General features: G+C 67.1%; 21 protein-coding genes. 11 read left to right on the top strand and 10 right to left on the bottom strand.

All coding sequences use genetic code 11. The features are described from left to right. The first annotated feature begins 54 nt into the window (after window positions 1–54). Both ACFO0J_RS05495 and ACFO0J_RS05500 read left to right on the top strand, forming a co-directional pair. Complete coding sequence (locus ACFO0J_RS05495; RefSeq protein WP_376812055.1) at window positions 55–1,722, top strand: FAD-dependent oxidoreductase; 1,668 nt, start codon at window positions 55–57, stop codon at window positions 1,720–1,722. A gap of 5 nt (window positions 1,723–1,727) precedes the next feature. After that, window positions 1,728–1,952, top strand: a complete 225-nt coding sequence (locus ACFO0J_RS05500; RefSeq protein ID WP_376812056.1) for a DUF2783 domain-containing protein — start codon at window positions 1,728–1,730, stop codon at window positions 1,950–1,952. A 3-nt stretch (window positions 1,953–1,955) separates the two neighbouring features. Here the strand turns inward: ACFO0J_RS05500 and ACFO0J_RS05505 are convergent, their stop codons facing one another. Next, entirely contained in the window at window positions 1,956–2,495 is a 540-nt protein-coding gene (locus ACFO0J_RS05505; RefSeq protein ID WP_376812057.1) for a cytochrome b, read from the bottom strand. Window positions 2,496–2,615: 120 nt separating this feature from the next. After that, complete coding sequence (locus ACFO0J_RS05510) at window positions 2,616–3,224, bottom strand: phosphatase PAP2 family protein (RefSeq protein ID WP_376812058.1); 609 nt, start codon at window positions 3,222–3,224, stop codon at window positions 2,616–2,618. A 177-nt stretch (window positions 3,225–3,401) separates the two neighbouring features. Here ACFO0J_RS05510 and ACFO0J_RS05515 point away from each other — a divergent pair, with 177 nt between their 5' ends. After that, the gene (locus tag ACFO0J_RS05515; RefSeq protein WP_376812059.1) at window positions 3,402–4,241 is read left to right on the top strand and encodes an undecaprenyl-diphosphate phosphatase; all 840 of its coding nucleotides are present in this window, start codon (window positions 3,402–3,404) and stop codon (window positions 4,239–4,241) included. A 17-nt stretch (window positions 4,242–4,258) separates the two neighbouring features. Here ACFO0J_RS05515 and ACFO0J_RS05520 read toward each other — a convergent pair whose 3' ends face one another. After that, window positions 4,259–5,578 carry a nucleobase:cation symporter-2 family protein gene (locus ACFO0J_RS05520; RefSeq protein WP_376812354.1) on the bottom strand — a complete coding sequence of 440 codons (1,320 nt, stop codon included), beginning with the start codon at window positions 5,576–5,578 and terminating at the stop codon, window positions 4,259–4,261. A 396-nt stretch (window positions 5,579–5,974) separates the two neighbouring features. Here ACFO0J_RS05520 and ACFO0J_RS05525 point away from each other — a divergent pair, with 396 nt between their 5' ends. Next, a complete protein-coding gene (locus tag ACFO0J_RS05525; protein ID WP_376812060.1) occupies window positions 5,975–7,456 on the top strand; it encodes a sensor domain-containing diguanylate cyclase in 1,482 nt (493 codons plus the stop codon). A 106-nt stretch (window positions 7,457–7,562) separates the two neighbouring features. Here the strand turns inward: ACFO0J_RS05525 and ACFO0J_RS05530 are convergent, their stop codons facing one another. Then, complete coding sequence (locus tag ACFO0J_RS05530; protein WP_376812061.1) at window positions 7,563–8,180, bottom strand: FmdE family protein; 618 nt, start codon at window positions 8,178–8,180, stop codon at window positions 7,563–7,565. A gap of 423 nt (window positions 8,181–8,603) precedes the next feature. Here ACFO0J_RS05530 and acnA point away from each other — a divergent pair, with 423 nt between their 5' ends. Together acnA and ACFO0J_RS05540 are read left to right on the top strand one after the other, a co-directional pair. After that, window positions 8,604–11,279, top strand: a complete 2,676-nt coding sequence (gene acnA / locus ACFO0J_RS05535; RefSeq protein ID WP_376812062.1) for an aconitate hydratase AcnA — start codon at window positions 8,604–8,606, stop codon at window positions 11,277–11,279. Between the two features lie 155 nt (window positions 11,280–11,434). Continuing rightward, window positions 11,435–12,829: an MFS transporter gene (locus ACFO0J_RS05540; protein ID WP_376812063.1), complete on the top strand. Its 1,395-nt coding sequence runs from the start codon at window positions 11,435–11,437 to the stop codon at window positions 12,827–12,829. Window positions 12,830–12,871: 42 nt separating this feature from the next. On the opposite strand, the gene ACFO0J_RS05545 is transcribed toward ACFO0J_RS05540, so the two are convergent. Further along, window positions 12,872–13,714, bottom strand: a complete 843-nt coding sequence (locus ACFO0J_RS05545; protein WP_376812064.1) for an aldo/keto reductase — start codon at window positions 13,712–13,714, stop codon at window positions 12,872–12,874. A gap of 95 nt (window positions 13,715–13,809) precedes the next feature. On the opposite strand from ACFO0J_RS05545, the gene panB reads away from it, so the two are divergent. The 5 genes from panB to ACFO0J_RS05570 all read left to right on the top strand — a co-directional run bounded on the left by panB (window position 13,810) and on the right by ACFO0J_RS05570 (window position 19,373). Then, on the top strand, window positions 13,810–14,637 hold the full coding sequence (panB, locus tag ACFO0J_RS05550) for a 3-methyl-2-oxobutanoate hydroxymethyltransferase (protein ID WP_376812065.1): 828 nt from the start codon (window positions 13,810–13,812) through the stop codon (window positions 14,635–14,637). 110 nt (window positions 14,638–14,747) lie between these two features. Beyond that, on the top strand, window positions 14,748–15,719 hold the full coding sequence (locus tag ACFO0J_RS05555) for a LysR family transcriptional regulator (RefSeq protein WP_376812066.1): 972 nt from the start codon (window positions 14,748–14,750) through the stop codon (window positions 15,717–15,719). Window positions 15,720–15,770: 51 nt separating this feature from the next. Next, the gene (locus tag ACFO0J_RS05560) at window positions 15,771–17,159 is read left to right on the top strand and encodes a DNA recombination protein RmuC (protein WP_376812067.1); all 1,389 of its coding nucleotides are present in this window, start codon (window positions 15,771–15,773) and stop codon (window positions 17,157–17,159) included. A 110-nt stretch (window positions 17,160–17,269) separates the two neighbouring features. Further along, window positions 17,270–18,151: a 5'-methylthioadenosine/S-adenosylhomocysteine nucleosidase gene (locus ACFO0J_RS05565; RefSeq protein ID WP_376812355.1), complete on the top strand. Its 882-nt coding sequence runs from the start codon at window positions 17,270–17,272 to the stop codon at window positions 18,149–18,151. Between the two features lie 205 nt (window positions 18,152–18,356). Next, window positions 18,357–19,373 (top strand): magnesium and cobalt transport protein CorA, encoded by a 1,017-nt coding sequence (locus ACFO0J_RS05570; protein ID WP_376812356.1) that lies wholly within the window; start codon window positions 18,357–18,359, stop codon window positions 19,371–19,373. Between the two features lie 83 nt (window positions 19,374–19,456). Here the strand turns inward: ACFO0J_RS05570 and ACFO0J_RS05575 are convergent, their stop codons facing one another. The 5 genes from ACFO0J_RS05575 to fdhF form a co-directional block, all read right to left on the bottom strand. After that, window positions 19,457–19,579, bottom strand: a complete 123-nt coding sequence (locus ACFO0J_RS05575) for an MFS transporter small subunit (RefSeq protein WP_376812068.1) — start codon at window positions 19,577–19,579, stop codon at window positions 19,457–19,459. 9 nt (window positions 19,580–19,588) lie between these two features. Then, window positions 19,589–20,995, bottom strand: coding sequence for an L-lactate MFS transporter (locus ACFO0J_RS05580; RefSeq protein ID WP_376812069.1), 1,407 nt, complete (start codon window positions 20,993–20,995; stop codon window positions 19,589–19,591). Between the two features lie 78 nt (window positions 20,996–21,073). Beyond that, window positions 21,074–21,340: a formate dehydrogenase subunit delta gene (locus tag ACFO0J_RS05585; RefSeq protein ID WP_376812070.1), complete on the bottom strand. Its 267-nt coding sequence runs from the start codon at window positions 21,338–21,340 to the stop codon at window positions 21,074–21,076. After that, window positions 21,337–22,188: a formate dehydrogenase accessory sulfurtransferase FdhD gene (fdhD, locus tag ACFO0J_RS05590; RefSeq protein ID WP_376812071.1), complete on the bottom strand. Its 852-nt coding sequence runs from the start codon at window positions 22,186–22,188 to the stop codon at window positions 21,337–21,339. The genes ACFO0J_RS05585 and fdhD overlap by 4 nt, the downstream gene beginning before the upstream one ends. Before the next feature lie 10 nt (window positions 22,189–22,198). Continuing rightward, entirely contained in the window at window positions 22,199–25,072 is a 2,874-nt protein-coding gene (gene fdhF / locus ACFO0J_RS05595) for a formate dehydrogenase subunit alpha (protein ID WP_376812072.1), read from the bottom strand. Between the last annotated feature and the right edge of the window lie 6 nt (window positions 25,073–25,078).

Genomic DNA, 25,078 nt, shown 5'->3' on the forward strand with positions numbered 1-25,078 from the left:
GGCGGGTATCGCGGCCCAAAGACCGCGACCCGCGCCGGTCCGGAGGAGACAGACATGCTCAGCACTTATCAGTATCAGAAATTCGAATATCGTCCGCCGCGTGAACTGGGATCGAATACGCCCGTCCGCCACCCTGTCGTGGTCGTGGGCGCCGGTCCGGTCGGCCTGGCGACTGCCATCGATCTGGCCCAGCAGAACGTGCCCGTGCTGCTGCTCGACGATGACGACACGGTCTCGGTCGGTTCGCGCGGGGTCTGCTACGCCAAGCGGGCCCTGGAAGTGCTGGACCGTCTGGGGGTGGCCGATCCTTGCGTGAACAAGGGGGTCAGTTGGAACGTAGGACGCACCTTTTTCCGCGCCGAAGAGGTCTACAGCTTCAATCTGCTGCCCCAGCCCGACCATCACCGGCCGGGCATGATCAATCTGCAGCAGTATTACCTGGAAGAATTCCTGGTGAAACGGGCCCAGTCCCTGCGGTCCCTGGATCTGCGGTTTCGCCACAAGGTCGTGTCCATGCGCGCGCGCGACGACGGCGTGGCCTTGCAGGTCGAGACGCAGGACGGCACCTACGCGGTCGAGGCCGACTGGCTCGTCGTGGCCGATGGCGCCCGCAGCTCCATCCGCCGGATGATGGGCCTGGAGGCCGAGGGCAAGGTCTTCATGGACCGCTTCCTGATCGCCGACGTGGTCATGAAGGCCGATTTTCCCGCCGAGCGCTGGTTCTGGTTCGACCCGCCCTTCCATCCCGGTCAATCGGTCCTGCTGCACCATCAGGCCGACAATGTCTGGCGCATCGACTTCCAGCTCGGCTGGGATGCCGATCCCGAAGAAGAAAAACGCCCGGAACGCGTCATTCCGCGCATCAAGGCCATGCTGGGCGAAGAGCACGAATTCGAGCTCGAATGGGTCAGCGTCTATACCTTCCAATGCCGGCGCATGAGCAAGTTCCGCCATGGCCGGGCGCTGTTCGTCGGCGACGCGGCCCACCAGGTGTCGCCCTTCGGTGCGCGCGGCGCCAACTCCGGCATACAGGACGTGGATAATCTGGCCTGGAAATTGCGGCTGGTGATGGAGGGCAAGGCGCCCGACCGCCTGCTGGACAGCTATTCCGACGAGCGGGTCTGCGCCGCCGACGAGAACCTGCTGAACTCCACGCGCTCGACGGATTTCATCACGCCCAAGACGAAGACCTCGCTGGCCTTCCGCAATGCGGTGCTGGGGCTGGCGCGACACTACCCGTTCGCCCGGGCGCTGGTGAATTCGGGCCGCCTGTCGGTGCCGACGATTCTGACGGATTCCGCCCTGAACACGCCTGACGATGCGGTGTTCGCCGGCGACATGATGCCGGGCGCGGCCTGCGACGACAGCCCCATGCGGGCCCAGGTGGATCATTTCTGGCTGCTGGAGCGCCTGGGCAACCGCTTTCAGTTGCTGGTCTATGTGGACAAGCCGGGCGACGTCGCCCGTGCCGATGCCTTGCAGGCGTTGATGTCCGGCCCCCTGCCGGTGGACGTCATCCTGGTGACGCCTTCGGGCGGACGTTCGCCGCACGGCTTTCGCGTCTTCGAGGACTACACCGGCCGCTTCGCCGAACGCTATGACGCCCGGCCGGGGTCGGCCTGGCTGATCCGCCCCGACCAGCACGTCGCGGCCCGTTGGCGCACGCTGGATGCCGGGCGGATCCGCCAGGCGCTGGCCCGCGCCACCTGCAACCAGGAATGAATCCCATGGGACTGAATCTGAACCTGAATTTCGGCGAACCGGGCCGCCGCTATGCGCGCGCCTATACCCCGGGCGATGACTTCTACGAGGCGTTGATCGAGCTGCACCGGGATCTCAGCGACGAGCAGAGCGCCCAGGCCAATGCCCGCTTGATTCTGCTGCTGGCCAACCATATCGGTGATCTGTCCGTGCTGCGCGAGGCCATGGCGATCGCGCGCCAGGACCTCTGAGCGTCAGGCGCGGGTCGGCAGCATGCGGCGCAGGGTGTCGTCACGGCTGATGTAGTGGTGCTTCAGGGCCGCCAGGGCGTGCAGGCCGATCAGGGCGTAGCCGATGTTGGCGATCAGTTTGTGGGCGTCGATGATCGTGCGGCCCAGCGCCTTGTCCTCGCCGGTCAGGACGGGCAGCGCGAAGCCCCAGGCCTTGACCGTGCCGCCGAAGGAATTGATGCCGAACCAGGCCAGCAGGGGCATCGCGATCAGGAACGCATACAGCGCCGCGTGCATCAGGCGGGCGCCGACCTGTTCCCAGGCGGCGGGCGCCGGGGTGATGGCGGGGCTGCGCTGGAACAGGCGCGTCGTCAGGCGGATCACGGTCAGCGCCAGAATGGTCAGTCCGCAGGACGAGTGCACCATCTTCATGACGGCGCGCTCGGGGCTGTCCTTGGGAAACAGCCCCTTGAGTTCCATCATGGCGTAGACCACGACGATCAGAAGCAGGGTGAGCCAGTGCAGGCTGATGGACAGGCGGCTGTAGCGGGCGGATGCGGTCATGCGGGTTCCAGAGACGGTATGCAATAGCGGCATGATCGCCCGCGTCGCATGAACCGAAGATGAACGCGGCGCATGTCCATCCACATAGGCCCGGCGCGCGCCGTGCGCCGGGAGCCGCCTTCAGGCGCGCGCCCAGCCCTGGCGGATCGGCCAGGCGAAGGCCAGGCGGTAGACGGGCTCGATGCATTGTCGCAGAACGGGGATCACCGTGCCGCGCAACGGCAGGCTGATTCCGGCGGCCGCCAGGCCCGTCAGCAGAGCGCCGGCCATGTCCAGCGGGAAATGTACGCCCATGTAGACGCGCGCCCAGGCGATCGGCAGTGCGGCCAGGGCCAGGATCCACGCGGCCGTGCGGCGGACCGGATGCAGGGCCAGCCCGGCGCAGATCGCCCAGGCGAAGCTCAGGTGATTGCTGGGGAACGAGGCGGTCGGCTTATGGGGCATGTACTGGTGGCCGATGCCGACGACGAAGGGGCGCGGGTGGAACCAGACTTTAGATACTGCCCAGGACAGCAGCATGGCGATGGCCGCGCTGACGATCGCCTGCAGCAGGGCTTCGCGCCCGGCGGCGTCCGTCCGCAGCCAGCTCAGCGCCAGGTACAGGGGGAACAGGTAGATCAGGTCGTTGGCCAGGATGCGGCCCAGCAGCAGAGCGGTGGCCGAGGGATCACTGGCGTTGATCCAGAGGAACAGGGTATCGTTCAGCGCTTCCATGCGGACGGTCATCATAGTGTCATGCCGGGCGGGTAGCATAGCACCGGTCCGGTTCGGACAGCGTATCCAGATGATGCGGGACGCATGGCCCGAATCCGCGGCGAACACGGGCCGGCGGCCGCGATTGGCGGCATTGGCGGCGTGTGGCTGCCTAACACCCCTTCCCCACCATTGCACGGAAAATCTCCCGTCATGAACAGCGCGAACATGTGGCTGGATGCCACGATCCTGGGCCTGGTCCAGGGCCTGACCGAATTCCTGCCGATTTCCTCCAGCGCCCACCTGCGTATCCTGGGGCCGCTGCTGCCCTCGGGAGGAGATCCAGGGGCGGCTTTCACGGCGATCACCCAGATCGGCACCGAGACCGCCGTGCTGCTGTATTTCCGCCGCGACATCCTGCGCATTCTGCGCGCATGGCTGGCCGCGCTCGTCACGCCCGCGCGTCGAGCCGATCCGGACGCCCGCATGGGCTGGCTGATCCTCATCGGCACGCTGCCCATCGCGGTGCTCGGCCTGTTGTTCAAGGACGCGATCGAAGGCAATTTGCGCAATCTGTACATCACGGGGGCCGTGCTGGCGCTCTTCGCGCTCATCCTGGGCGTGGCCGACCGGATCGGCGTGAAGCGGCGCGGGCTGGAGGGACTGACCTGGGGGCATGGCCTGTTGTTCGGCCTTGCCCAGGCGTTGGCGCTGATTCCAGGGGTTTCGCGTTCGGGCGGCACGATCACGGCGGGCCTGCTCCTGGGCTATACCCGCGAGGCTGCGGCGCGCTATTCGTTCCTGCTGGCACTGCCGGCGGTGTTCGCCGCCGGTTTCTACCAGCTCTTCCGCAGCTGGGGGCAGGTCGGACCGATCGCGGCCGGCCCGACGGCCTGGGCCACGCTGGTCGCCTTCGGCGTGGGATATGGCGTCATCGTCGTCTTCCTGCGGTTCATTTCCACCCACAGCTACCTGCCGTTCGTGCTCTACCGTGTCGTGCTGGGCGCCCTGGTGCTGGCGTTGCTGGCGGGGGGCGTCCTCAGTCCGCTCTGAGGCGCCGGCCGGGGATCTCAGTGGTCGCCGGACGCGTGTCCCGTCCCCGCGACGAACACGGACTGCTGATCCGAATTGCCGGCCGTCAGGTGGTTGAACAGCAGGTTCAGCGTGATGGCCATGATGGCGGCCGAGCTGATGCCGGAATGGAAGATGGTCGCCACCCAGGCCGGGAAGTGGGCGTAGAACTGGGGCGCGGCGATGGGGATCATGCCGAAACCGATGGAGGTCGCCACGATGATCAGGTTCATGCTGTTTTCGTAGTTGACCCGGGCCAGGGTGCGGATGCCGCTGGCGGCCACGGTGCCGAACAGCACCAGGCCGGCGCCGCCCAGCACGGCCGTGGGCACGGCGGCGATGAAGCGGCCGATGACCGGCAGCAGGCCCAGGGCCAGCAGGATCAGGCCGCTGGTGGCGACCACATAGCGGCTTTTCACGCCGGTGACGGCGACCAGACCGACGTTCTGGGCGAAGGCGCTTTGCGTGAACGAACCGAAGACCGGCGCCACGACACTGGAAACCATGTCGGCGCGCAGCCCGTCGCCCAGGCGGTGCGAGTCGATCTTGGTGTCGATGATGTCGCCCACCGCCAGGATGTCGGCCGAGGTTTCCACCAGCACCACCAGGATGACGATGAACATGGACACGATCGCGGCGGGATGGAATTCGGGCCAGCCGAAGTGGAACAGGGTCGGCAGGGCGAAGGCCGGGCCGTTGGCCGCCTGGGAAAAGTCGGTCATGCCGGTGGCCCAGGCGATGATCGTGCCCAGCACCATGGCCAGCAGAATCGACAGGCGCGAGATCGTTGCGTTGCCGATCTTGCTGAGCAGCAGCACGATGAGCAGGGTGACGGCGGCCAGGCCGATATTGGCCATGCTGCCGAAGTTCTCTGCCTTGGGGTTGCCGCCCATGGACCAGTTGGCCGCCACCGGCATCAGCGACAGGCCGATGGTGGTGATGACCGACCCGGTCACCAGCGGTGGAAAGAAGCGGATGATGCGGGAAAAGATCGGCGTGATCAGCAGGCCGATCAGGGCGGCCGCCATCACGGCGCCGAACACCGAGGCCAGGCTGCCGCCTGAACTCAGGATGGCCACGATGGTGGCCACGCTGGCAAAGGATACGCCCTGGACCAGCGGCAACTGGCAGCCGAAGAATGGAATGCCCAGCGTCTGCAGCAGGGTCGCCAGGCCGCCCATGAACAGGCAGGAGGCGATCAGCACGCCGATTTCCGCGCCGCTCAGGCCGGCCGCCTGGCCGACGATCAGCGGCACGGCGATGATGCCGCCGTACATGGTCAGGACGTGCTGGAATCCGTACATCAGGTTGGCCGTCATCCCCAGGGCTTCGTCTTCAGGGCGCGGCAGTGCGGTGCGGGCGGGTGTATTCAAAGCTGTCTCCATCCTCGTCGTTCGTCGTGATCCGGACGCGGTGCGGGCCGAGGGGGCGGGCAAATCCGGTGGCGCGGGCCTCCGGCGGGGCCGGGGCGGGTGTTCAGGCATGAGGGTTGATGGCCTTATTGTGAACCTCGCGTCCGGGTTCGGGGTGGCGGCCCCATCATATTGATCATCTTCATGTATTTATGCGAAATCCTGTCCATTGGTGTTTACGCTAGTGCGGTCTGGCCGCCTGATACTGCCCCGTTGCCTGGGCCTGCTCGCCTTGGGGGAAAGGCCGGTCGGTCGGGGGATTTCATTTAGAATGCCCGTTTCCGAAGTGCGAGTGAGGCCAGGATGGACGCAGGGCAAGCAGTGCCGGCTGGATGGCAGCCTCCGGATACGGGGAGCGGCCTGCCGGACTTCTTCGAAGCCACGCCGATGCCCTTGTGGCTGGAGGACTATAGCGGTCTGCATGCGCAGTTCGCCCGCTGGCGCGCCGATGGCGTCGTGGATCTGCGGAGCTGGCTGCTGCAGGATCGCGAACGGCTGCGGCATTGCGCCGGCTTGATCCGCATCCTGCGCGTCAATCGCCAGACCCTGACGCTGTTCGGCGCCCGTTCCCAGACGGAATTGATGGATCGGCTGCCCGAGGTGCTGCGCGACGATACCTACGAAGGGTGGGCGAACGAACTGGAACAGCTCTGGCTCGGCCAGGGGGGCTTTCAGAGCCAGACGGTGAACTATGCGCTGACCGGCAGGCGCCTGGACCTGTCCCTGAAGGCCGTGATCCTGGCCGATGATCGCCAGCCCTGGGATCGGGTGCTGGTCGCCATGGAGGACGTCACCCCGCTGCGGGATGCGCATCGCCAGGCCCAGGCCAGCGCGCGCGACGCCCGCGAGTTCTTCCAGCAGGCGCCCGTGTCGCTGTGGGTCGAGGACTTCAGCGCCATCAAGCTGCTGTTCGACGAACTGCGCGAAAAAGACATCAGCGACTTCCGCACTTTTCTGGACGTGCATCCCGACTTCGTCGAACGCTGCCAGCAGGAAATCCGCGTCCTCGACGTCAACGACTACACCCTGACCTTGTTCAAGGCGGAATCCCGGGACCAGTTGCTGGAACGGCTGGGCGACGTATTTGGCCAGGACTCCCGCGCCTTCTTCGCCGAGCAACTGATCGATTTGTGGCACGGGCGGCTCTTTCACCAGAGAGAGGTCCGCAACCACACGCTGGCGGGCGACGTGCTGCACATCCATCTGCAGTTGTCGGTCTTCCAGGGCCACGAAGAAGACTGGGGCCTGGTGCTGGTCTCCCTGACCGACATCACCGCCCGCAAGAAGGCCGAGGCCTATCTGGAATACCTGGGCAAGCACGATGTGCTGACCCAGTTGAAGAACCGGTCCTATTTCGTCGATGAGCTGGGCCGCTTGCAGCGCAAGCGCGCGCCGCTGGTGTCCTTCATCGCCCTGGACCTGAACAATCTCAAGCAGGCCAACGACGAGAGCGGCCACGCGGCGGGCGACGACCTGTTGCGCCGCTTCGGCGAGGTGCTGAACAAGGCGGTCGACCGTCCCTGCCAGGCGGCCCGCATCGGCGGCGACGAGTTCGTGGTGCTGCTGCCCGGCTACGACGAGGCGGCCACCCGCACGGTGCTGGACAACATCCGCGCCTTGATCGAACTGAACAACCAGTATTACGGCGGCGTCCCGTTGAGCGTGGCGGCCGGAGAGGCCACCTGCCGGGACGCCAACGCGCTGGAGCAGGCCTTGAAGGACGCCGACCGGGACCTGTACGCGGACAAGCGGCGGTACTACGCCGCCCACGAACGCCGTCGGTAATCCGGGCTCGCATTCGGCCGGATTACGTCGTTGGTTCGCCTCGCCGTGCAAGAGCACTGTCTTCGGCTTCCCGTCTCGTACTCCGACCGAATGCAAACCCGGTTGTTTACACAGCGCGCGGCAGCGGGCTGACCGTCACCAGGCCGGGCTGATCGACGGCTTCCAGGATGCGGCGCACGCGGTCCTGCCACAGGTGCGCGAAATCCTGCTGTTCGGCGTCGCTGGCGCCGCCGGACAGGATTTTTTGCAGCAGCGGCATGGCGGAGGGGGAACCCGGCACGCCCTGGGCGCTGAAGGACACCGCCACCCGGTCGCCCGTGTCGCGGCGGGTGAAGACGATCTCGCCCGGGACGTCGCCCTGGAAATGCAGCAGATTGCGCCGGTCGTGCCGGCCGCCCAGGCCCTTGAAGCCGGTGTCCGTGGTGGCGCCCGTGACCAGGCCGACCACATTGGCGATGACGCCGGTGACGCCCTGGGTCGCGCTGTCGGCGAACGTGACGTCGATGTCGCCGCGCTGCGGCACCGTGTCGGGGTACAGCGCGCGCAGCGCGCGCACCGTCATCAGCCAGGCGCCGGCCACGGTGGGGCAGGAGTGGCCGGCCAGTCGCACGGCGTCTTCGTAGCCGTATTCGATCAGGCCGTCGTCGGATGCGCCCAGCAGGCCGGCCAGCGGGTCGTGCAGCGCGACCCGGGGGGCCTGGGCGAAGAATGCGGGAAATGCCATGACAGGGCTCCAGAGAAACAGGGATCGGTCCAGTGTAGGCCGATGCCTCGGGAAAACCGGGCTTAACCCTGGGCGGCGTCCGGTCGTTGAGCGCCGGCTGTGTCCCGTGGGGGCCGTCCGTGGATGCCGCAATCCCCTGTCGCGCCTGGGGCCGGATGCGGGCCGCGTATGCGTAAGGGGTGTAAGATGGGCCGGATCAGCGGCTCCGTGGCTTAGGGAACCTCTGAACAAGTCCTCGCGCCGCGTGCATCTGCGGACTCGGGCGGTCTGCTGCGTTGCTCATCCTCGCCATAGCGATGGCTATGGCTGCGGTTCGCGCCTTGCATCCCATCCCGATCCACAGCGCCCGCTTTCCGCTCGACTTATTCAGAGGCTCCCTGGAGGCCCCGGCAGCCCGGGCTCGAACCGACAGGAGGACACTTCATGGCTCACCCCAACAGTTTCGGCGCGCGTGCGACCCTGGATGTGGGAGGCAAGTCCTACCGCATCTGGCGGCTGGACGCCTTGAAGGATCACGGACTCGATCCGGGCCGTTTGCCCTACGGCCTGAAGATCCTGCTGGAAAACCTGCTGCGCACCGAGGACGGCGTCGCCGTCCGGGCCGACGAGATTCGCGCCCTGGCCGGCTGGGACCCTGATGCGGAACCCAACCGCGAAATCGCCTTCACGCCGGCGCGGGTCGTGCTGCAGGACTTTACCGGCGTGCCCGCCCTGGTGGACCTGGCCGCCATGCGCGACGCCATGCGGGCCCTGGGAGGGGATCCCGAGCGCATCAATCCCCTGGCGCCGGTGGAACTGGTCATCGATCACTCGGTGATCGTCGATGACTTCGGCCACAACCAGTCGTTCCGGCGCAACCAGGAAATCGAATACCGACGCAACGTCGAACGCTACAAATTCCTGCGCTGGGGCCAGACGGCCTTCGACAATTTCCGCGTCGTGCCGCCGGACACTGGCATCGTCCACCAGGTCAACCTGGAACACCTGGCGCGCGGTGTGTTCACCCGCCAGGCCGACGGTGTGACCGAAGCCTATCCCGATACCTGTGTGGGCACGGACTCGCACACTCCGATGGTCAACGGCCTGGGCGTGGTCGCCTGGGGCGTCGGCGGGATCGAGGCCGAGGCCGCCATGCTGGGCCAGCCCATTTCGATGCTGATTCCGCGCGTGGTCGGCTTCAAGCTGTCCGGCGCGCTGCCCGAAGGCACCACCGCCACTGACCTGGTGCTGACCATCACCGACATGCTGCGCAAGCACGGCGTGGTGGGCAAATTCGTCGAATTCTACGGTCCCGGCGTGGCCGCCGTGCCGCTGGCCAACCGCGCCACCATCGGCAACATGAGCCCGGAATACGGCTCCACCATTTCCATCTTCCCGATGGACGAAGAAACCCTGGCCTATCTGCGCTTCACCGGACGCTCCGACGAACAGGTCGCGCTGGTCGAGGCCTACGCCAAGGCCCAGGGTCTGTGGCACGATCCGGCGCACGAGCCGCAGTATTCCGAACGCCTGGAACTGGACCTGGGCACCGTGGTGCCCTCGATCGCGGGGCCCAAGCGGCCGCAGGACCGGATTCCGCTCACCGATGCCAAGCCCGCCCTGGCCAAGTCCCTGGCCGCGCTGCCCGGCGCGCCCACATCCAATCCGGCGACCCTGAGCCTGCCGGACGCGACCGTCGCCGCGATCGACCACGGCGCCGTGGTCATCGCGGCCATCACTTCGTGTACCAATACGTCCAACCCGGCCGTCATGATGGCGGCCGGCCTGCTGGCGAAAAAGGCCGTCGAGCGCGGGCTGCGCCGCAAGCCCTGGGTCAAGACCAGTCTGGCGCCGGGATCCCGCGTGGTCACTGACTACTACGAAAAGGCCGGCCTGACGACCTACCTGGATCAGTTGGGCTTCAATCTGGTCGGTTACGGCTGCACCACCTGCATCGGCAATTCGGGGCCGCTGATCCCCGAGGTTTCCGAAGCCGTGCACGCGAATGATCTGGCGGTCGTGTCGGTGTTGTCGGGCAACCGCAACTTCGAAGGCCGCATCCACGCCGAGGTCAAGCTCAACTACCTGATGTCTCCGCCGCTGGTGGTCGCTTACGCGCTGGCCGGCACCATGAACATCGACCTGCTCAACGATTCCTTGGGCCAGGACGCCGAGGGGCGGGACGTCCGCCTGCGCGACATCTGGCCGACGGGCGAAGAAGTCCAGGACGCGATCCGGACCTGCATTTCCTCTGACATGTACACGCGCGGTTATGCCGGTGTGTTCGACGGCGGCGACATCTGGCGCGACCTGGATACGCCCGAAGGCAGCCTGTTCGACTGGCAGGACGACTCCACCTACGTGCGCAATCCGCCTTACTTCCAGGGCATGCCCCGCCAGCCGCAAGCCGTGAGCGACATCCGCGGCGCGCGGGTGCTGGCGCTGCTGGGCGATTCGGTCACCACCGACCACATCAGCCCGGCCGGCTCCATCGGCAAAGACACCCCCGCCGGGCAGTACCTGCGCGCGCACGGGGTCGAGCCCCAGGATTTCAACTCGCTGGGGTCGCGGCGCGGCAACCACGAAGTCATGATCCGGGGCACCTTCGCCAATGTGCGCCTGCGCAACCAGATCGCCCCGGATACCGAAGGCGGCTGGACGCGCGACTTCACCCGCGACGGCGCGCCGGTCGCCACGATCTTCGAGGCCTCGCAGCATTATCTGCAGGCGGGCACGCCGCTGGTGATCCTGGCAGGCAAGGAATACGGCTCCGGCTCCTCGCGCGACTGGGCGGCCAAGGGCACGGTGCTGCTGGGGGTGCGCGCGGTGATCGCCGAATCCTACGAGCGCATCCACCGCTCCAACCTGATCGGCATGGGGGTGCTGCCCTTGCAGTTCCCGGCCGGTCAGAATGCGGCGACGCTGGGGATCCGGGGCAAGGAAACCTTCGAGATCACCGGGGTCGAGGCCTTCAACGGCGGCAGCACGCCCAAGACCGTGCGCGTGCGGGCGGGTGACATCGAATTCGACGCCCTGGTGCGCATCGACACCCCGACCGAGGCCGCCTACTACCGCCACGGCGGCATCCTGCAGTACGCCTTGCGGCAACTGCTGGAATAACGGGTTCAGAGGTTCCCTTCTACAATGCGGGCTTCGGCCCGCATTTTTTGCCGTCGGGCCGCCCCAAGGCCCGCCCCCATTGGATGGGGGCAGCAAGCCGAAGGCGCGGCGTGGGGGCATTTTTTGCCATGGGTCCGCCTGATCTGGTTCAATGCATGACTTCATCTGCTTCCGCCTCCTGGGGCGACCTGCTGCGGGGCCGCAACGGCCTGCGCTCCCTCGCCCTGGCGGGCGGTGTGGCCGTGCATGCGATCAATATGTTCATCGCCACCACCATCCTGCCCTCGGTCGTCGAGGACATCGGCGGTCTGCCCTGGTACGCCTGGAACACCACGCTGTTCGTGGCCGCCTCGATCATGGGCTCGTCGTGCTCGCCGCTGGGTATCCGGGGTTACGGCTTGCGGCGCACCTTTCTGTTTGCCCTGCTGGTGTTCATGCTGGGGACCGTGGTCTGCGCCCTGGCGCCCAGCATGCCCTGGCTCTTGTTCGGTCGGGTGGGGCAGGGCCTGGGGGGCGGGATGCTGCTCAGCCTGAGCTATGCCACCGTGCCCCTGGTGTTCGATCAGGCCCTGTGGTCGCGGGCCATGGCGCTGATCTCCGGCATGTGGGGCGTGGCGACGCTGTCGGGGCCGGCCATCGGCGGCGTGTTTGCCGAATCCGGACACTGGCGCTGGGCCTTCTGGGCCGTGCTGCCGGTGTGCGTGCTGCTGGGCGTCTTGCTGGTGACGCAGCTCGACGCAGAGGGGCGGGACCGTGATGCGCCGCGAGAGGCGCCCTTGCTGCGCATGGGCTTGCTGGTGGCGTCCGTGCTGGTGGTGTCGGCAGCCAGCCTGTATGCCTCCTGGGTGGTCCAGGCCGCCGGCGTGGCGGCGGGTCTGCTGCTGGCCTTCTGCCTGTCACGCCTGGACGGCCGGGCGCGGCAGCGTTTTCTGCCCGAGGGCGCCTGGTCATTGAGCCATCCGCTGGGCCGCCGCTATGCCATGATCGGCCTGCTGAGCATCGGCGTGACGACGGAAGTCTTCGTCCCGTATTTCTTGCAGGTGCTGCACGGGCAGTCGCCGCTGTACGCGGGCTATCTGTCGGCGCTGATGTCGGCCGGCTGGTCACTGGGGACATTGCTCAGTTCCGGGCGCGGGTCTTCCGGCGCCGCCCGTCTGCTGGCGCTGGGGCCGATCCTGTCGGCGTCGTCCCTGGCGGGTCTCTACATTTTCATGCCCGATCCGGCCGCCCCGGCGGCGCTGCTGGCCGTGCTCTTATTGGGCGTGGGCATGGGGGTGGGGGTGTGCTGGCCGCACTTGCTGACCGGCGTGTTCCGCGCGGCGCCGCCGGCGCAGCAGAACATCGCTTCGGCGGCGATCACGACCATGCAGTTGTACGCGATCGCCCTGGGCGCCAGCGTGGCGGGCATGGTCGCCAATGCCGCCGGGTTCACGGATCCGGGGGGCTGGCAAGGCGCGCGCCAGGCCGCCTGGGCGGTCTACGGCGTGTTCGCGGTCGCGCCGGCGCTGGCGATCCGCCTGGGATGGCGGGCGCGGCGCGACGGCGTCTGACGGCGCTGGACCCGTGTGCCGGCCGGCAGGACCGGCAAGCGCCTATTTCTTCATCAGGTAGAAGGTATCGGGATCGGGGCCGATGCGGCCGTCGGCGCGGTCCAGAACCGCGATCCGGGCCAGCGCGGCATCGTCCAGATGCAGGTTCCACAGATTGATGTTTTCCTGGAGCCGCGCCGGGTGCGAGGATTTCGGGATGACCATGTGCCCCATCTGGATGTGCCAGCGCAGGATGACCTGGGCGGGCGTAGCCTGCAGTTGGTGGGCCAGTTCCAGGATCACGGGGTCCTGCAAGGCCTGGGTCCGGCCGAGCGGGCTCCAGGCTTCGGTGCGGATGTCGTGGTCCTGATGATAGGCGCGCAGTTCGGCCTGCTGGAAATGGGGGTGGAGTTCGATCTGGTTGACCACCGGCAGCACGCCGGTGCTGTCCAGCAGCTTTTGCAGGTGGCCGACCTGGAAATTGCAGACGCCGATCGACCGGGCGCGGCCCTCGTCGCGCAACTGGATCAGAGCCTCCCAGGTTTCCAGGTAGCGCTTGTTCTGGGGCACCGGCCAATGGATCAGGTACAGATCGACGTAGTCGAGCCCGAGCCGGTCCAGGCTTTCCTGGAGCGCGGTCTTGGTACTATCGTGGCCATGCCGGTCGTTCCAGACCTTGGTGGCCACGAACAAGTCTTCGCGCGGGATGCCGCACCGGGCAATGCCGCGGCCGACCTCGACCTCGTTGCCGTAGATGGCGGCGGTGTCGATGGACCGGTAGCCGGCCTCGACGGCGGCCTGGATCGATGGGACGACGGCGTCGCCGGTCAGTTGCCAGGTGCCCATGCCGAGTTGGGGCGCGCGGCGGCCATCATGGAATGTGATATACGGTTGATTGGTGGTCATGCAGGTCTCCGGTGGAGGCAGCATCTGGCTGCGGTCGGCCTGGCGGGCCAGTATCTGGCCGGCGGGCGATGAACGAATTCTTTGGAGTCAATCAAATGAGTGTACATAGTCAGGCGCAACGCGTCACGGTGCCCCAGCTTGTCTCGTTCAAGGGGGAACGCAAGATCGCCGCCTTGACCGCCTATATCGCACCGATCGCCCGCTTGCTGGACGAGGCCGTGGACATGCTGCTGGTGGGGGATTCCACGGCCATGGTCGGCTATGCGATGCCCGACACGCTGTCGATCACGGTCGAGATGATGTCCGCGCACGCAGCCGCCGTGGTCAGGGCCACCGAGCACGCGTGCGTGATCGTGGACATGCCCTTTGGCAGCTACCAGCAGTCTCCGGCCCAGGCCTTCGCCAATGCGGCGTCCATCCTGGCGGGCAGCGGCGCCTCCGGCGTCAAGCTGGAGGGCGGCCTGCCCTTGGCCGAGACCACCCGTTTCCTGGTGGATCGCGGCATTCCGGTGCTGGCCCACGTCGGACTCATGCCCCAGTATCGCAATACCATGGGCGGCTTCAAGGCCCAGGGCATGACCGACGCCGCCGCCCGCCGCATCCTGGAAGATGCCCAGGCCCACGCGCAGGCCGGCGCCTTCGGCGTGGTGCTGGAAGGCATCAGCGAACCGCTGGGGCGTGAAATCACGGCGGCGCTGTCGATCCCGACCATCGGCATCGGCGCCTCGCCCGCCTGCGACGGCCAGATCCTGGTGACCGAGGACATCCTGGGCCTGAGCGGCGACCGGATTCCGAAGTTCGCCCAGCGCTTCGGCGACGCGGCGCAGGTGATCCGCCAGGCGGCCCAGGACTACGCCCAATCCGTGCGAGAGGAGACCTTTCCTACGCTTGCTCATTGCTTTGGTGTCCGGGCCAAGCAGTAAGATTCATATAAGTTTTATATCTATATGTTTCGCCTGGATCTCCATCGGCAGATCCGGGCGATTTCTGTCGCCGGGCCGTCCCAAGCACGCCCCTCCCAGTATCCGGTGCCATGGAAATACGCCAACTCGAGGCTCTGAACGCCATCGTGGCCAGCGGCAGCGTCACGGCCGCCGGCCGTATGCTGGGCCGTTCGCAGCCCGTGGTCAGCCGCCAGATCAGCGACCTGGAATCCGAACTGGGTTTCATGCTGTTTGCCCGCACCCGGCCTGCCATCACCCTGACCGAGCAGGGTTCGGAGTTCTACCAGGAAGTGCGCGGCATCCTGGCCGATCTGCAGCAACTGGAATCGCGCGTCCAGGGCATGCGCAGCGGCCAGGTGCGTCCCTTGCGCGTCCTGGCGTCCGTCGATCTGGCCCGCAGTCTGCTGCCCGAGGCTTTGGCCCGGATGGACCGGTTCAGCCCCATCTTCCGCCAGAAGCTCATCATCGAGGAAGTCGTCCACGAACTGCCCGCCAATGCGCTTGCGGAAGGCCGGGCGGATTTCGCGCTCGTCAACCTGCCCATTGATACCGAGGCCGTGCGCGTGCACTGGTGCGGTCAGGCGCCCTGCCTGCTGGCGCTGCCTGCCGCGCATCCGCTGGTGTCCCGGGACGCGGTGCAACTCGAGGACATCCGCAACACCGACGTCATCACGCTGCTCAGCCGCTACCGCATGCGTTATCACCTGACCAGCAGCCTGGCGCAGGCGACGGCAGGCGAGGCCCGGCGCCATATCGAGGTCGGCAGCCAGCAGACGGCGCTGTCCCTGGTGCGGCTGGGTCTGGGCGTGGCCTTGATCGATCCGTTCTCGATCCGGGGCGCCCAGCTCGAGGGCATTGTGCTGCGGCCCATCCAGACCGACATCGCCTACATGATCGGGGTCGTTTCCCAGGCCACGCATGAACTGCCGGAAGGCGCCCTGCGTCTGATCCAGGGCTTGCATCTGCACATCCAGAACTGCATTCCCCACTATGTCGACACCGATCCCAGCGGCTTGCGCCCGGGAGTGTCCAGCAAGGCCGAGATTCTGCGTCTGGCCTGATCCCGGTATGCGATGATGTGGGGTCTTCTTCATACGGCATAAATCAGTATCGTGATCCCGTTTTCCCCGGAAATCCTGGCGGCGCTGGCCCTGGCGCTGCTGGTCGGCGTTGTGGCCGGCGCCTGGCCCGCGCGGCGGCGCCTGCTGGCCCAGGCGGCGCAGGCCGCCCGCCAGGCCGAACGCGCCGATCAATTGCAGGACCGGATCGCGCAGCTCGACCGGGACGCGGTCACCCAGGCGCAGGCGCTGGAAGACTGGCGCGCCCGGGCGCAGGACGGCCGGCTGGAATTGGCCCGGCTGCAGGCCGCCCACCAGGAAAAGCTGGCTGCTTTCGACGAATTGCGCCAGGCCTTTGAACAGTCGCGTGCCGCCATGCGGACGGAATTCCAGCAGTTGGCCGGCCAGGTGCTGGAAGAAAAAAGCCAGGGCTTTTCCCGGTCCAGCCAGGCCTCGCTCGACGGTCTGCTGCGGCCGTTCCGCGAACAGATCGAGGGCTTCCAGCGGCGCGTCAATGAAATCCACGATGCCTCGGTGCGCGGCCAGGCCCGGCTGGACACGGAAATCCGCCGCGTCCTGGACGTCGGCCTGAAAATGAGCGACGAGGCCCAGTCCCTGACCACGGCCCTGAAGGGCGACAAGAAGACCACCGGCAACTGGGGCGAGGTGCTGCTGGAACGCAGCCTGCAACTGGCGGGGCTGATCGCAGGCGACCACTACCAGGCCCAGGCGCCCTTCCGGGACGAGGCCGGCAACCGGCGGCAGCCGGATTTCGTCGTCCGCTTGCCGGACGGCAAGCATCTGGTCCTCGACAGCAAAGTCTCACTGGTGGACTACGATCGGGCCGTGTCGGCGGCCACACCCGAGGCGCGCGAGGCCGCGTTGGCTGCGCACGCGCGCGCCGTGCGCCATCACATCGACGACCTGGCCCGCAAGGACTACAGCGCCCTGATCGGCATGAAAAGCCCGGGCTTCGTGCTGATGTACCTGCCGATCGAGCCGGCTTACATCGAAGCCATGCAGCATGACCGCACCCTGTTCGACCACGGCTACCGCCACAACGTCATCCTGGTGTCCCACACGACGCTGATGCCGATCCTGCGCACGGTGGCGACCTTGTGGATGCTGGCGCGCGGCAACGAACAGGCGCGGGCGCTGAGCGATCAGGCCGGCGGCCTGTACCGGCAGGTCGAAGTGGTGGCCGATCGTCTGCAGAAACTGGGTCACGCCCTGGGGGCGGCGGCCACGCACTACAACAGCACGGTCACCGCCGTGACGGGACAGCGGGGGCTGTACGGCAAGGCCGGCCGCTTTGCCGAGCTGTCGGCCAAGGCCGGCCGGCCGCTGCCGCCGCTGGAACCCCTGCATGCGGATTTCGAAGTCCAGCGTCTGGATGGTGTTGCATCCGATCCCTCCCTTTCTCCCCCGGAGTCGAATCCATGATGAGTCATTCCCTCTCGCGTGCCGCCGTCCTGGCCGCCGCCGTCCTGCTGTGGGCCGGTGCGTGGGCAGGCCTGCCGGCCCAGGCCGCGCCCGGCCCCGTGACTGCCGGCATGGCATCCGCCCCGGCCGCCGCGCAGGCGGCGGGGCGCGTGGACGATACGCCGCGCCTGGCCATCCTGTCCGCCTTCGCGCCGGAACTGGAACTGCTGCGCGCGCGCCTGGGTGATGCCCGCGTCCACGTCGTCCAGGGCGTGACGTTCACCACCGGGCGACTGGAAGGCCGGCCCGTCGTCCTGGCGCTCAGCGGCATCAGCATGGTCAACGCCGCCATGAACACCCAGTTGCTGTTCGACCGTTTCCATGTCACGCACCTGATCTTCAGCGGCATTGCAGGCGGCGTGAACCCCGACCTGAACATTGGCGACGTCAGCGTCCCGGAACGCTGGGGGCAGTACCTGGAAGTGGTCATGATGCGGGAAACCGCGCCGGGGCAGTACCATGCGCCGGATTCCAAGGGCGCTTTCGAATTCGCTCCCTATGGCATGATGCAGCCGCGCGCCATGCGCGTGCAGCCGGCCGACGGCACGGCGATCCAGGAAAAATTCTGGTTCGAGGCCGATCCGCGCATGCTGGCCGTGGCGCGCGGCATCCAGTCCGTGCCTCTGCGCGGCTGTGACCGCGAGGACCGCTGCCTGGACAAGCGCCCCCGTCTGGTGGTCGGCGGCAGCGGCGTGTCCGGTCAGGCTTTCGTGGACAATGCCGATTTCCGCCGCTATGCCTTCCGTACCTTCCAGGCCAATGTGCTGGATATGGAAAGCGCGGCCTGCGCGCAGGTCGCCTGGCGCGCGGGCGTGCCCTTCATCGCCTTCCGCTCGCTCAGCGATCTGGCCGGCGGCGGGCCGGGCGAAAACGAAATGAATGCCTTCCTGCACATCGCTGCGGACAATGCGGCGCAGGTGCTATTGGCGTTCCTGCGCGCCTGGTCGGACTGAATTCGGCGCCTGGACTCGCCATGCTGCGTTGCTGATCCACCTCACCGCTGGCAAGCGGTTCGGATTCGTCAGGCACGGAGCAGTCCGCAGGGACTGCCCCGTGTCCGGACTCATCCTCGCGATAGAACCACTATCGCTGCGGTTTGCGCCTTGCCTGGCAAGCCCATGCATCCGAATTTGAGTATCAGAAATGAGGGAAAGCATGATGGTTACACCGACATCCGCGGATGATACCGGGCTGGGCGACGCCTTCCGGCGGTCTGCCGTGGCTTCCACCCTGTATATCGCCGGCCAGCCGGACCGCGAGGTCGATCTGGCCGATCTGGGACCGGCCGCCTTGGATGCGGGCCTGCTCTGGGTCGGCCTGAAAGAACCGGACGAGGCCCTGGTGCGCGACCTGGGCCGGCGGCTGGGTCTGCCCGATCGCGCCGTCGAGGAAATCATTGCCCCGCACCGCCGCCCGAAGATCATCGAATACGACCAGTTGACGCTGGTGGTCGTGGTGACGGTCGAGATCGACCAGGACCGGCCCAGTTTCGGCGACACCCAGTTGCTGATCGGACCGGGCTATCTGCTGACGATCCGCCGCCACGCGCAAGGATCGCACCGGGAGCTGCGTGAGCTGCTGAGCAGTTCGCCGGAATTTCTGAGTCGGGGCAGCGATTACGTCGCCTCCATGCTGCTGGATCTGCTGGCGGACCGCTACGTCGAGGCGCTGGATCACATGGAGAGCCGGGTCGAGAGCGTGGAGCACCAGTTTCTGCTGCGCGGGTTCCGCGAAATGGAAATTCGCCGGTTGTACCGCATGCGGCGCGACCTGCTGCGCATGCAGACGGCGATCGCGCCGCTGGTGGAAATCTGCCGTCGCCTGGCGCGCGTGGACATACGCAACATCGGCGCCGACAGCCGGGGTTATTTCAATGAGGACGCGGACCGGATCCAGCGCATCATCGAGTCCCTGGCCGGATTGCGCGAAGCGCTGGTCTTCGCCTTCGAGGCCAGCATGATGATCAGCCAGATGCAGCAGACCGACATCACCCGCAAGCTGGCCGCCTGGGCCGCCATCCTGGCGGTGCCTACGGCGGTGGCGGGCATCTATGGCATGAACTTCCATGACATGCCGGAACTGGGCTGGACCTACGGTTATCCGGCGATGCTGGCCGGGACAGGCCTGGTCTGCGGGCTGCTGTACTGGAAGTTCCGCCGGATCAAGTGGCTGTAGGGGGCCCGGCCCCGGAACTCCGCACGCCGATGGGCGAAGCCCCAGGGTCGAGGGCCTTCGGGGCTGGACCCCCCGTGCACGGCCTAGTGGAACAGCGCGCTCGCCTTGAGCAGGGTTTCCCAGATGCCCAGCGCCAGCGGGATGCCGACGTAGAGCCAGAACAGGACGATCAGGGCGGGCGAGGGGGTACGCGTTGTCGTGGACATGGCAGTCTCCTATTTTTGATGGGCCAGGCCGGCACCCAGGGGCACGCTGTCGGTTTCGGCGGCCATGTGGTGGTGCGACGCGACCGGGCGGACCAGCAGATTGCAGATGAAGCCGACGACCAGCAGGCCCGCCATCAGGTACATCGTGACGGTATAGGACTGGCCCGGCGGGACGCCGTGGTCGACCTGGTACTGGCGGATATAGTTCACCAGCACGGGTCCCAGCACGCCGGCGGCCGCCCAGGCGGTCAGGATGCGGCCGTGGATGCCGCCCACGTAGCGGGTGCCGAACAGGTCGGCCAGATAGGCCGGGATGGTGGAAAAGCCGCCGCCGTACATCGAGATGATGATCGCGTAGAACAGCACGAACAGGGCGACGTTGCCCGAGGCCCCCATGCCCGGCACCAGGAAGTACAGCACCGCGCCCAGGACGAAGAAGATGCCGTAGGTGGTCTTGCGTCCCAGATAGTCCGAGGTGCTGGACCAGAAGAAACGCCCCAGCATATTGGCCAGCGACAGCAGGCCGACGAAACCGGCCGCCGCAGCCGGCGTGATGGCGCCGCGGAAGCTTTCCTGGATCATCACCGAGGCCTGTCCCAGCACGCCGATGCCGGCCGTCACGTTCAGGGTCAGCGCCCACCACAGCAGCCAGAACTGCGGGGTCTTCAGGGCCTGGTCGATGTGGACGTGGTTGCGCGAGATCATGGCTTTCTGCGTCACAGGCGGGGTCCAGCCCTCGGGCTTCCAGTCGGGCGCCGGAATGCGGATGGTGCAGGCGCCGATCAGCATGGAGACGAAGTACAGCCCGCCCATCACCAGAAAGGTCGGGGCCACGCCCATGGAGTCCGGTGTCCGGAAGTGCTCCATCAGCGCCACTGACATCGGCGAGGCGATGAAGGCGCCGCCGCCGAAGCCCATGATGGCCATGCCGGTCGCCATGCCGCGCTTGTCCGGAAACCACTTGATCAGGGTCGAGACGGGCGAGACATAGCCGATGCCCAGGCCGATGCCGCCCAGAACGCCGTAGCCCAGGTACAGCAGCCACAGTTGGTGGGTCGAAATCCCGATCGAGGACACGATGAAGCCGCCGCCGAAGCAGCAGGCCGCCACGAACATGGCTTTGCGCGGCCCGACGTCTTCCAGCCATTTGCCGGCAAAGGCGGCCGACAGGCCGAGGAACAGGATGGCGAGGCTGAAGATCCAGCCCAGGGCGGGCAGCCCCCAGTCATCCGGCGCGGGCTGCTGGATGCCGATGAGCTTCGTCATGGGGCCGTTGAACACCGAGAAGGCGTAGGCCTGGCCGATGCACAAGTGGACGGCCAGGGCGGCCGGCGGGATCATCCAGCGGTTGAAGCCGGGTGGGGCGGTAATGCGTTCTTTACTGAAAAAACCGTGTTGGCTTGCTTCCGTACTCATCGTCTCTCCTCCTGGGTCGGGTGCCCATGTCTGTGTGTATTGCTGAGGTCGGAAAAATGCAGGGAGCCCTGCGGAATGTCAGGCGGGGCTGACCCCTTGCCTGGGATAAAGGCGTTCGCGGTGCCGGGCGATGGCTTCCAGGCAGATGGGCGACAGGACGGTGTCGCCCCATTGCCCGTCCGGATGCGCGCCGAGATAGTCCAGCAGGGCGCGCCGCATGCGCGGGTCCCAGAACCGCCGGATGTGGTCGGCAATGCTGTCGATGCCGGCGGTCCGGTCGGGCATGGCCTCGAAGAACAGGCCGATGCGGTTGGCCAGGCGGATCAGGTGTTCGATGTTGGTCACGTGCGGCTCCCGTCCAGATAATCGGGTCGGCTGTAGAGCGTGCAGCGGCCATCGCGCGCGAAGCCGGCCAGCATCATGGGGGCTTCCTGGGCCAGCCGCACGGCCAGGGTGGTGGGGGCCGAGACGGCGACCAGCGCCCGGATGCCGGCGGCTTGGGCCTTTTGCACCATCTCGAAGCTGGCGCGGCTGGAGATCACGACGAATCCCCGGCCACGGTCCACCGGCTCGCGCAGCAGACGGCCGATGAGCTTGTCCAGCGCGTTGTGACGGCCGACGTCTTCGTAGGTCCAGGCCAGGCGTCCGTCGGGCTCGGCCCAGGCCGCCGCGTGGGTGGCGCCGGTCAGGTTGTGCAGCGGCTGGCGCTGGCGCAATTGGTCCAGTGCGGCTGCGATCGCGCGGATCGTCCAGGGCTGATCCGGCGGCGTCAGGGGCGGCAGGTCGCGGCGGATCTGCGCCAGGCTTTGCACGCCGCACAGGCCGCAACTGGTGCTGCCTGCCAGACTGCGCCGGCGCAGCTTCAGGGCGTGCAGCCGGGCGTTGACGATCCGCAGCCGCACCACCAGGCCGTCGGCGGTGGCCTCCACGTCCAGGTCCAGCACGTCGGCCGGGGACTGGATGATGCCTTCAGTGTAGGAAAAGCCCAGGGCCAGTTCGGGGATGTGCAGCGGCGAGGCCAGCAGGGCGACGTGCGCGATGCCGTTGTATTCCAGGGCGACTGCCTGCTCGCAGGCGATGGCGTCTTGCGTGGCCGTGGCCCGATGTTCGCCGATGCGCACGATGTCGCCCATTGCAAGGCCGGCGGACGGGTCAGGCAAGTCGATCATGGGGTCGAAGTCTGCGGGGTGCATGCGGGTCTCCTCAGGCACCGGCGGGCGAGGCCTGGGGCAGGCGGGCGTTCAGGAGTTCGTCCTGGCGCTGCCCGACGGTCGTCCAGTCCCGCTGCCATGCCGAAGGTTCGGTGACCTTGCGTACCTGGACGGCCGTCACCTTGTATTCGGGGCAGTCCGTGGCCCAGTCGGTGTTGTCGGTGGTCAGCACGTTCGAGCCGCACTCCGGGAAGTGGAAGGTGGTGTACACCACCCCCGGCTGGATCCGGTCGGTGACGGTGACGCGCAGCGCGGTCTCACCGACGCGGCTTTCGATGACGACCTGATCGCCCTCGACGATGCCCCGGTCCTCGGCGTCGTGGGGATGGATCTCCAGGACGTCCTCGCTGTGCCAGGCGTTGTTGGCCGTGCGCCGGGTCTGCGCGCCCACGTTGTACTGCGCCAGGATCCGGCCTGTGGTCATCAGCAGCGGGAAGCGGCGCGTGGAGCGTTCATCGGTCGGCACATACTGGGTGATCATGAAGCGGCCCTTGCCGCGCACGAATTCGTCCACGTGCATGATGGGCGTGCCTTCGGGGGCCGCGTCGTTGCAGGGCCACTGGACGCTGCCGCCCAGCGCCGTGATGCGGCCGAAGGACACGCCGGTAAAGGTGGGTGTCAGCCGGGCGATTTCGTCCAGGACCTCGCCCGGATGGGCGTAGTCCATGGGATAGCCCAGGGCCTTGGACAGCGCGCAGGTGACTTCCCAGTCGGCCAGCCCCCCCTTGGGCGCCATGACCTGCCGGACCCGCGAGATGCGGCGTTCGGCATTGGTGAAGGTGCCGTCCTTTTCCAGGAAAGACGAGCCCGGCAGGAAGACGTGCGCGTACTTGGCGGTCTCGTTCAGGAACATGTCCTGGACGATCACGCATTCCATGGCTTCCAGGGCCGCCACCACATGGCGGGTATTGGGGTCGGACTGGGCGATGTCCTCGCCCTGGCAGTACAGGCCCTTGAACGAGCCGCCGTGGGCCGCGTCGAACATATTGGGCAGCCGCAGGCCGGGTTCGGCCTGCAGCGGGACGCCCCAGGCGCGTTCGAATTCGGCCCGCACGGCGTCGTCGGACACGTGGCGGTAGCCGGGGAATTCGTGCGGGAACGAACCCATGTCGCAGGAACCCTGGACATTGTTCTGGCCGCGCAGCGGATTGATGCCCACGCCTTCGCGGCCGATGTTGCCGGTGACCATGGCCAGATTGGCGATGCACATGATGGCCGTGGAGCCCTGGCTGTGCTCGGTGACGCCCAGGCCGTAGTAGATGGCGGCATTGCCGCCGGTGGCGTACAGGCGGGCGGCGCCGCGCAGGTCGGACGCCGGCACGCCGGTGATGGATTCGGTGGCCTCGGGGGCGTGTTCCGGACGGCGGATGAACTGCATCCACTCGTCGAAAGCACGATCCTCGCAGCGCGCGCGGACGAAGTCGTGGTTCACCAGGTCTTCGGTGACGATGACGTGGGCCATGGCGTTGAGCACGGCGACGTTGGTGCCCGGGCGCACCGGCAGGTGATAGTCGGCCTTCACGTGCGGGCCGTCGACCAGTTCGATGCGGCGCGGATCGATCACGATCAGGCGCGCACCCTGGCGCAGGCGCCGCTTCAGGCGCGAGGCAAAGACCGGGTGCGCGGCGCTGGGGTTGGCCCCCAGCACGATCGCCACGTCGGTGTGCATGACCGAGTCGAAGGTCTGCGTGCCGGCCGATTCGCCGATGGTGGTTTTCAGGCCGTAGCCGGTGGGCGAGTGGCAGACCCGGGCGCAGGTATCGACGTTGTTGTTGCCCATGGCGGCGCGCACCATTTTCTGCACGAGGTAGGTTTCCTCGTTGGTGCAGCGCGACGAGGTGATGCCGCCGACCGAATCCACGCCGTATCGAACCTGGATCCGCTTCAGTTCGGACGCGGCATGGCCCAGGGCCTCTTCCCAGGAAACCTCGCGCCAGGGATCGGTGATCCTGGCGCGGATCATGGGCTTGGTCAGGCGGTCGCTGTGGGTGGCGTAGCCCCAGGCGAAGCGGCCCTTGACGCAGGAATGGCCGCGATTGGCCTTGCCGTCCTTCCAGGGCGTCATGCGGATGACCTGGTCGCCCTTCATCTCGGCCTTGAAGCCGCAGCCCACGCCGCAGTAGGCGCAGGTGGTGATGACCGCGTGGTCGGCCTGGCCCTGGTCGATGACGGTGTTCTCGATCAGCGCCGAGGTCGGGCAGGCCTGGACGCAGGCGCCGCAGGAGACGCAGTCGCTTTCCAGGAAGCCGTCGTTCTGGCCCGCGATGATGCGCGAATCGAAACCGCGCGCCTCCACGGTCAGGGCGTACGTGCCCTGGACGTCGTCGCAGGCCCGCACGCAGCGGCTGCAGACGATGCATTTGGACGGATCGTAGGTGAAATAGGGGTTGGACGTGTCGCTGGCGTCGGCCAGGTGGTTGGCGCCGTCGAAACCGTAGCGCACGTTGCGCAGCCCCACCACGCCGGCCATGTCCTGCAGTTCGCAGTCGCCGTTGGCCGGACAGGTCAGGCAGTCCAGCGGGTGGTCCGAGATGTAGAGCTCCATCGCGTTGCGCCGCAGTGCGTGCAGCTTGCCGGTCTCGGTGCGGACCACCATGCCGTCTTCGACGGGCGTGGTACAGGACGCCGGGTGGCCCCGGCGGCCTTCGATTTCCACCAGGCACAGGCGGCAGGAGCCGAAGGCTTCCAGGTTGTCCGAGGCGCAGAGCTTGGGGATCTGGATGCCGGTTTCGGCGGCGGCGCGCATGATCGAGGTGCCGGCCGGGACGGTGACGGTCTGGCCGTCGATGGTCAGGGTGACGGTTTCGGTGGACAGGGACTCGGGCGTGCCCAGGTCGCGGTCGCGCTTGAGGACGGTTTCCAGCATGGCGGG

The organism is Castellaniella hirudinis (genome assembly GCF_042651965.1).
GTDB lineage: Bacteria > Pseudomonadota > Gammaproteobacteria > Burkholderiales > Burkholderiaceae_B > Castellaniella > Castellaniella hirudinis.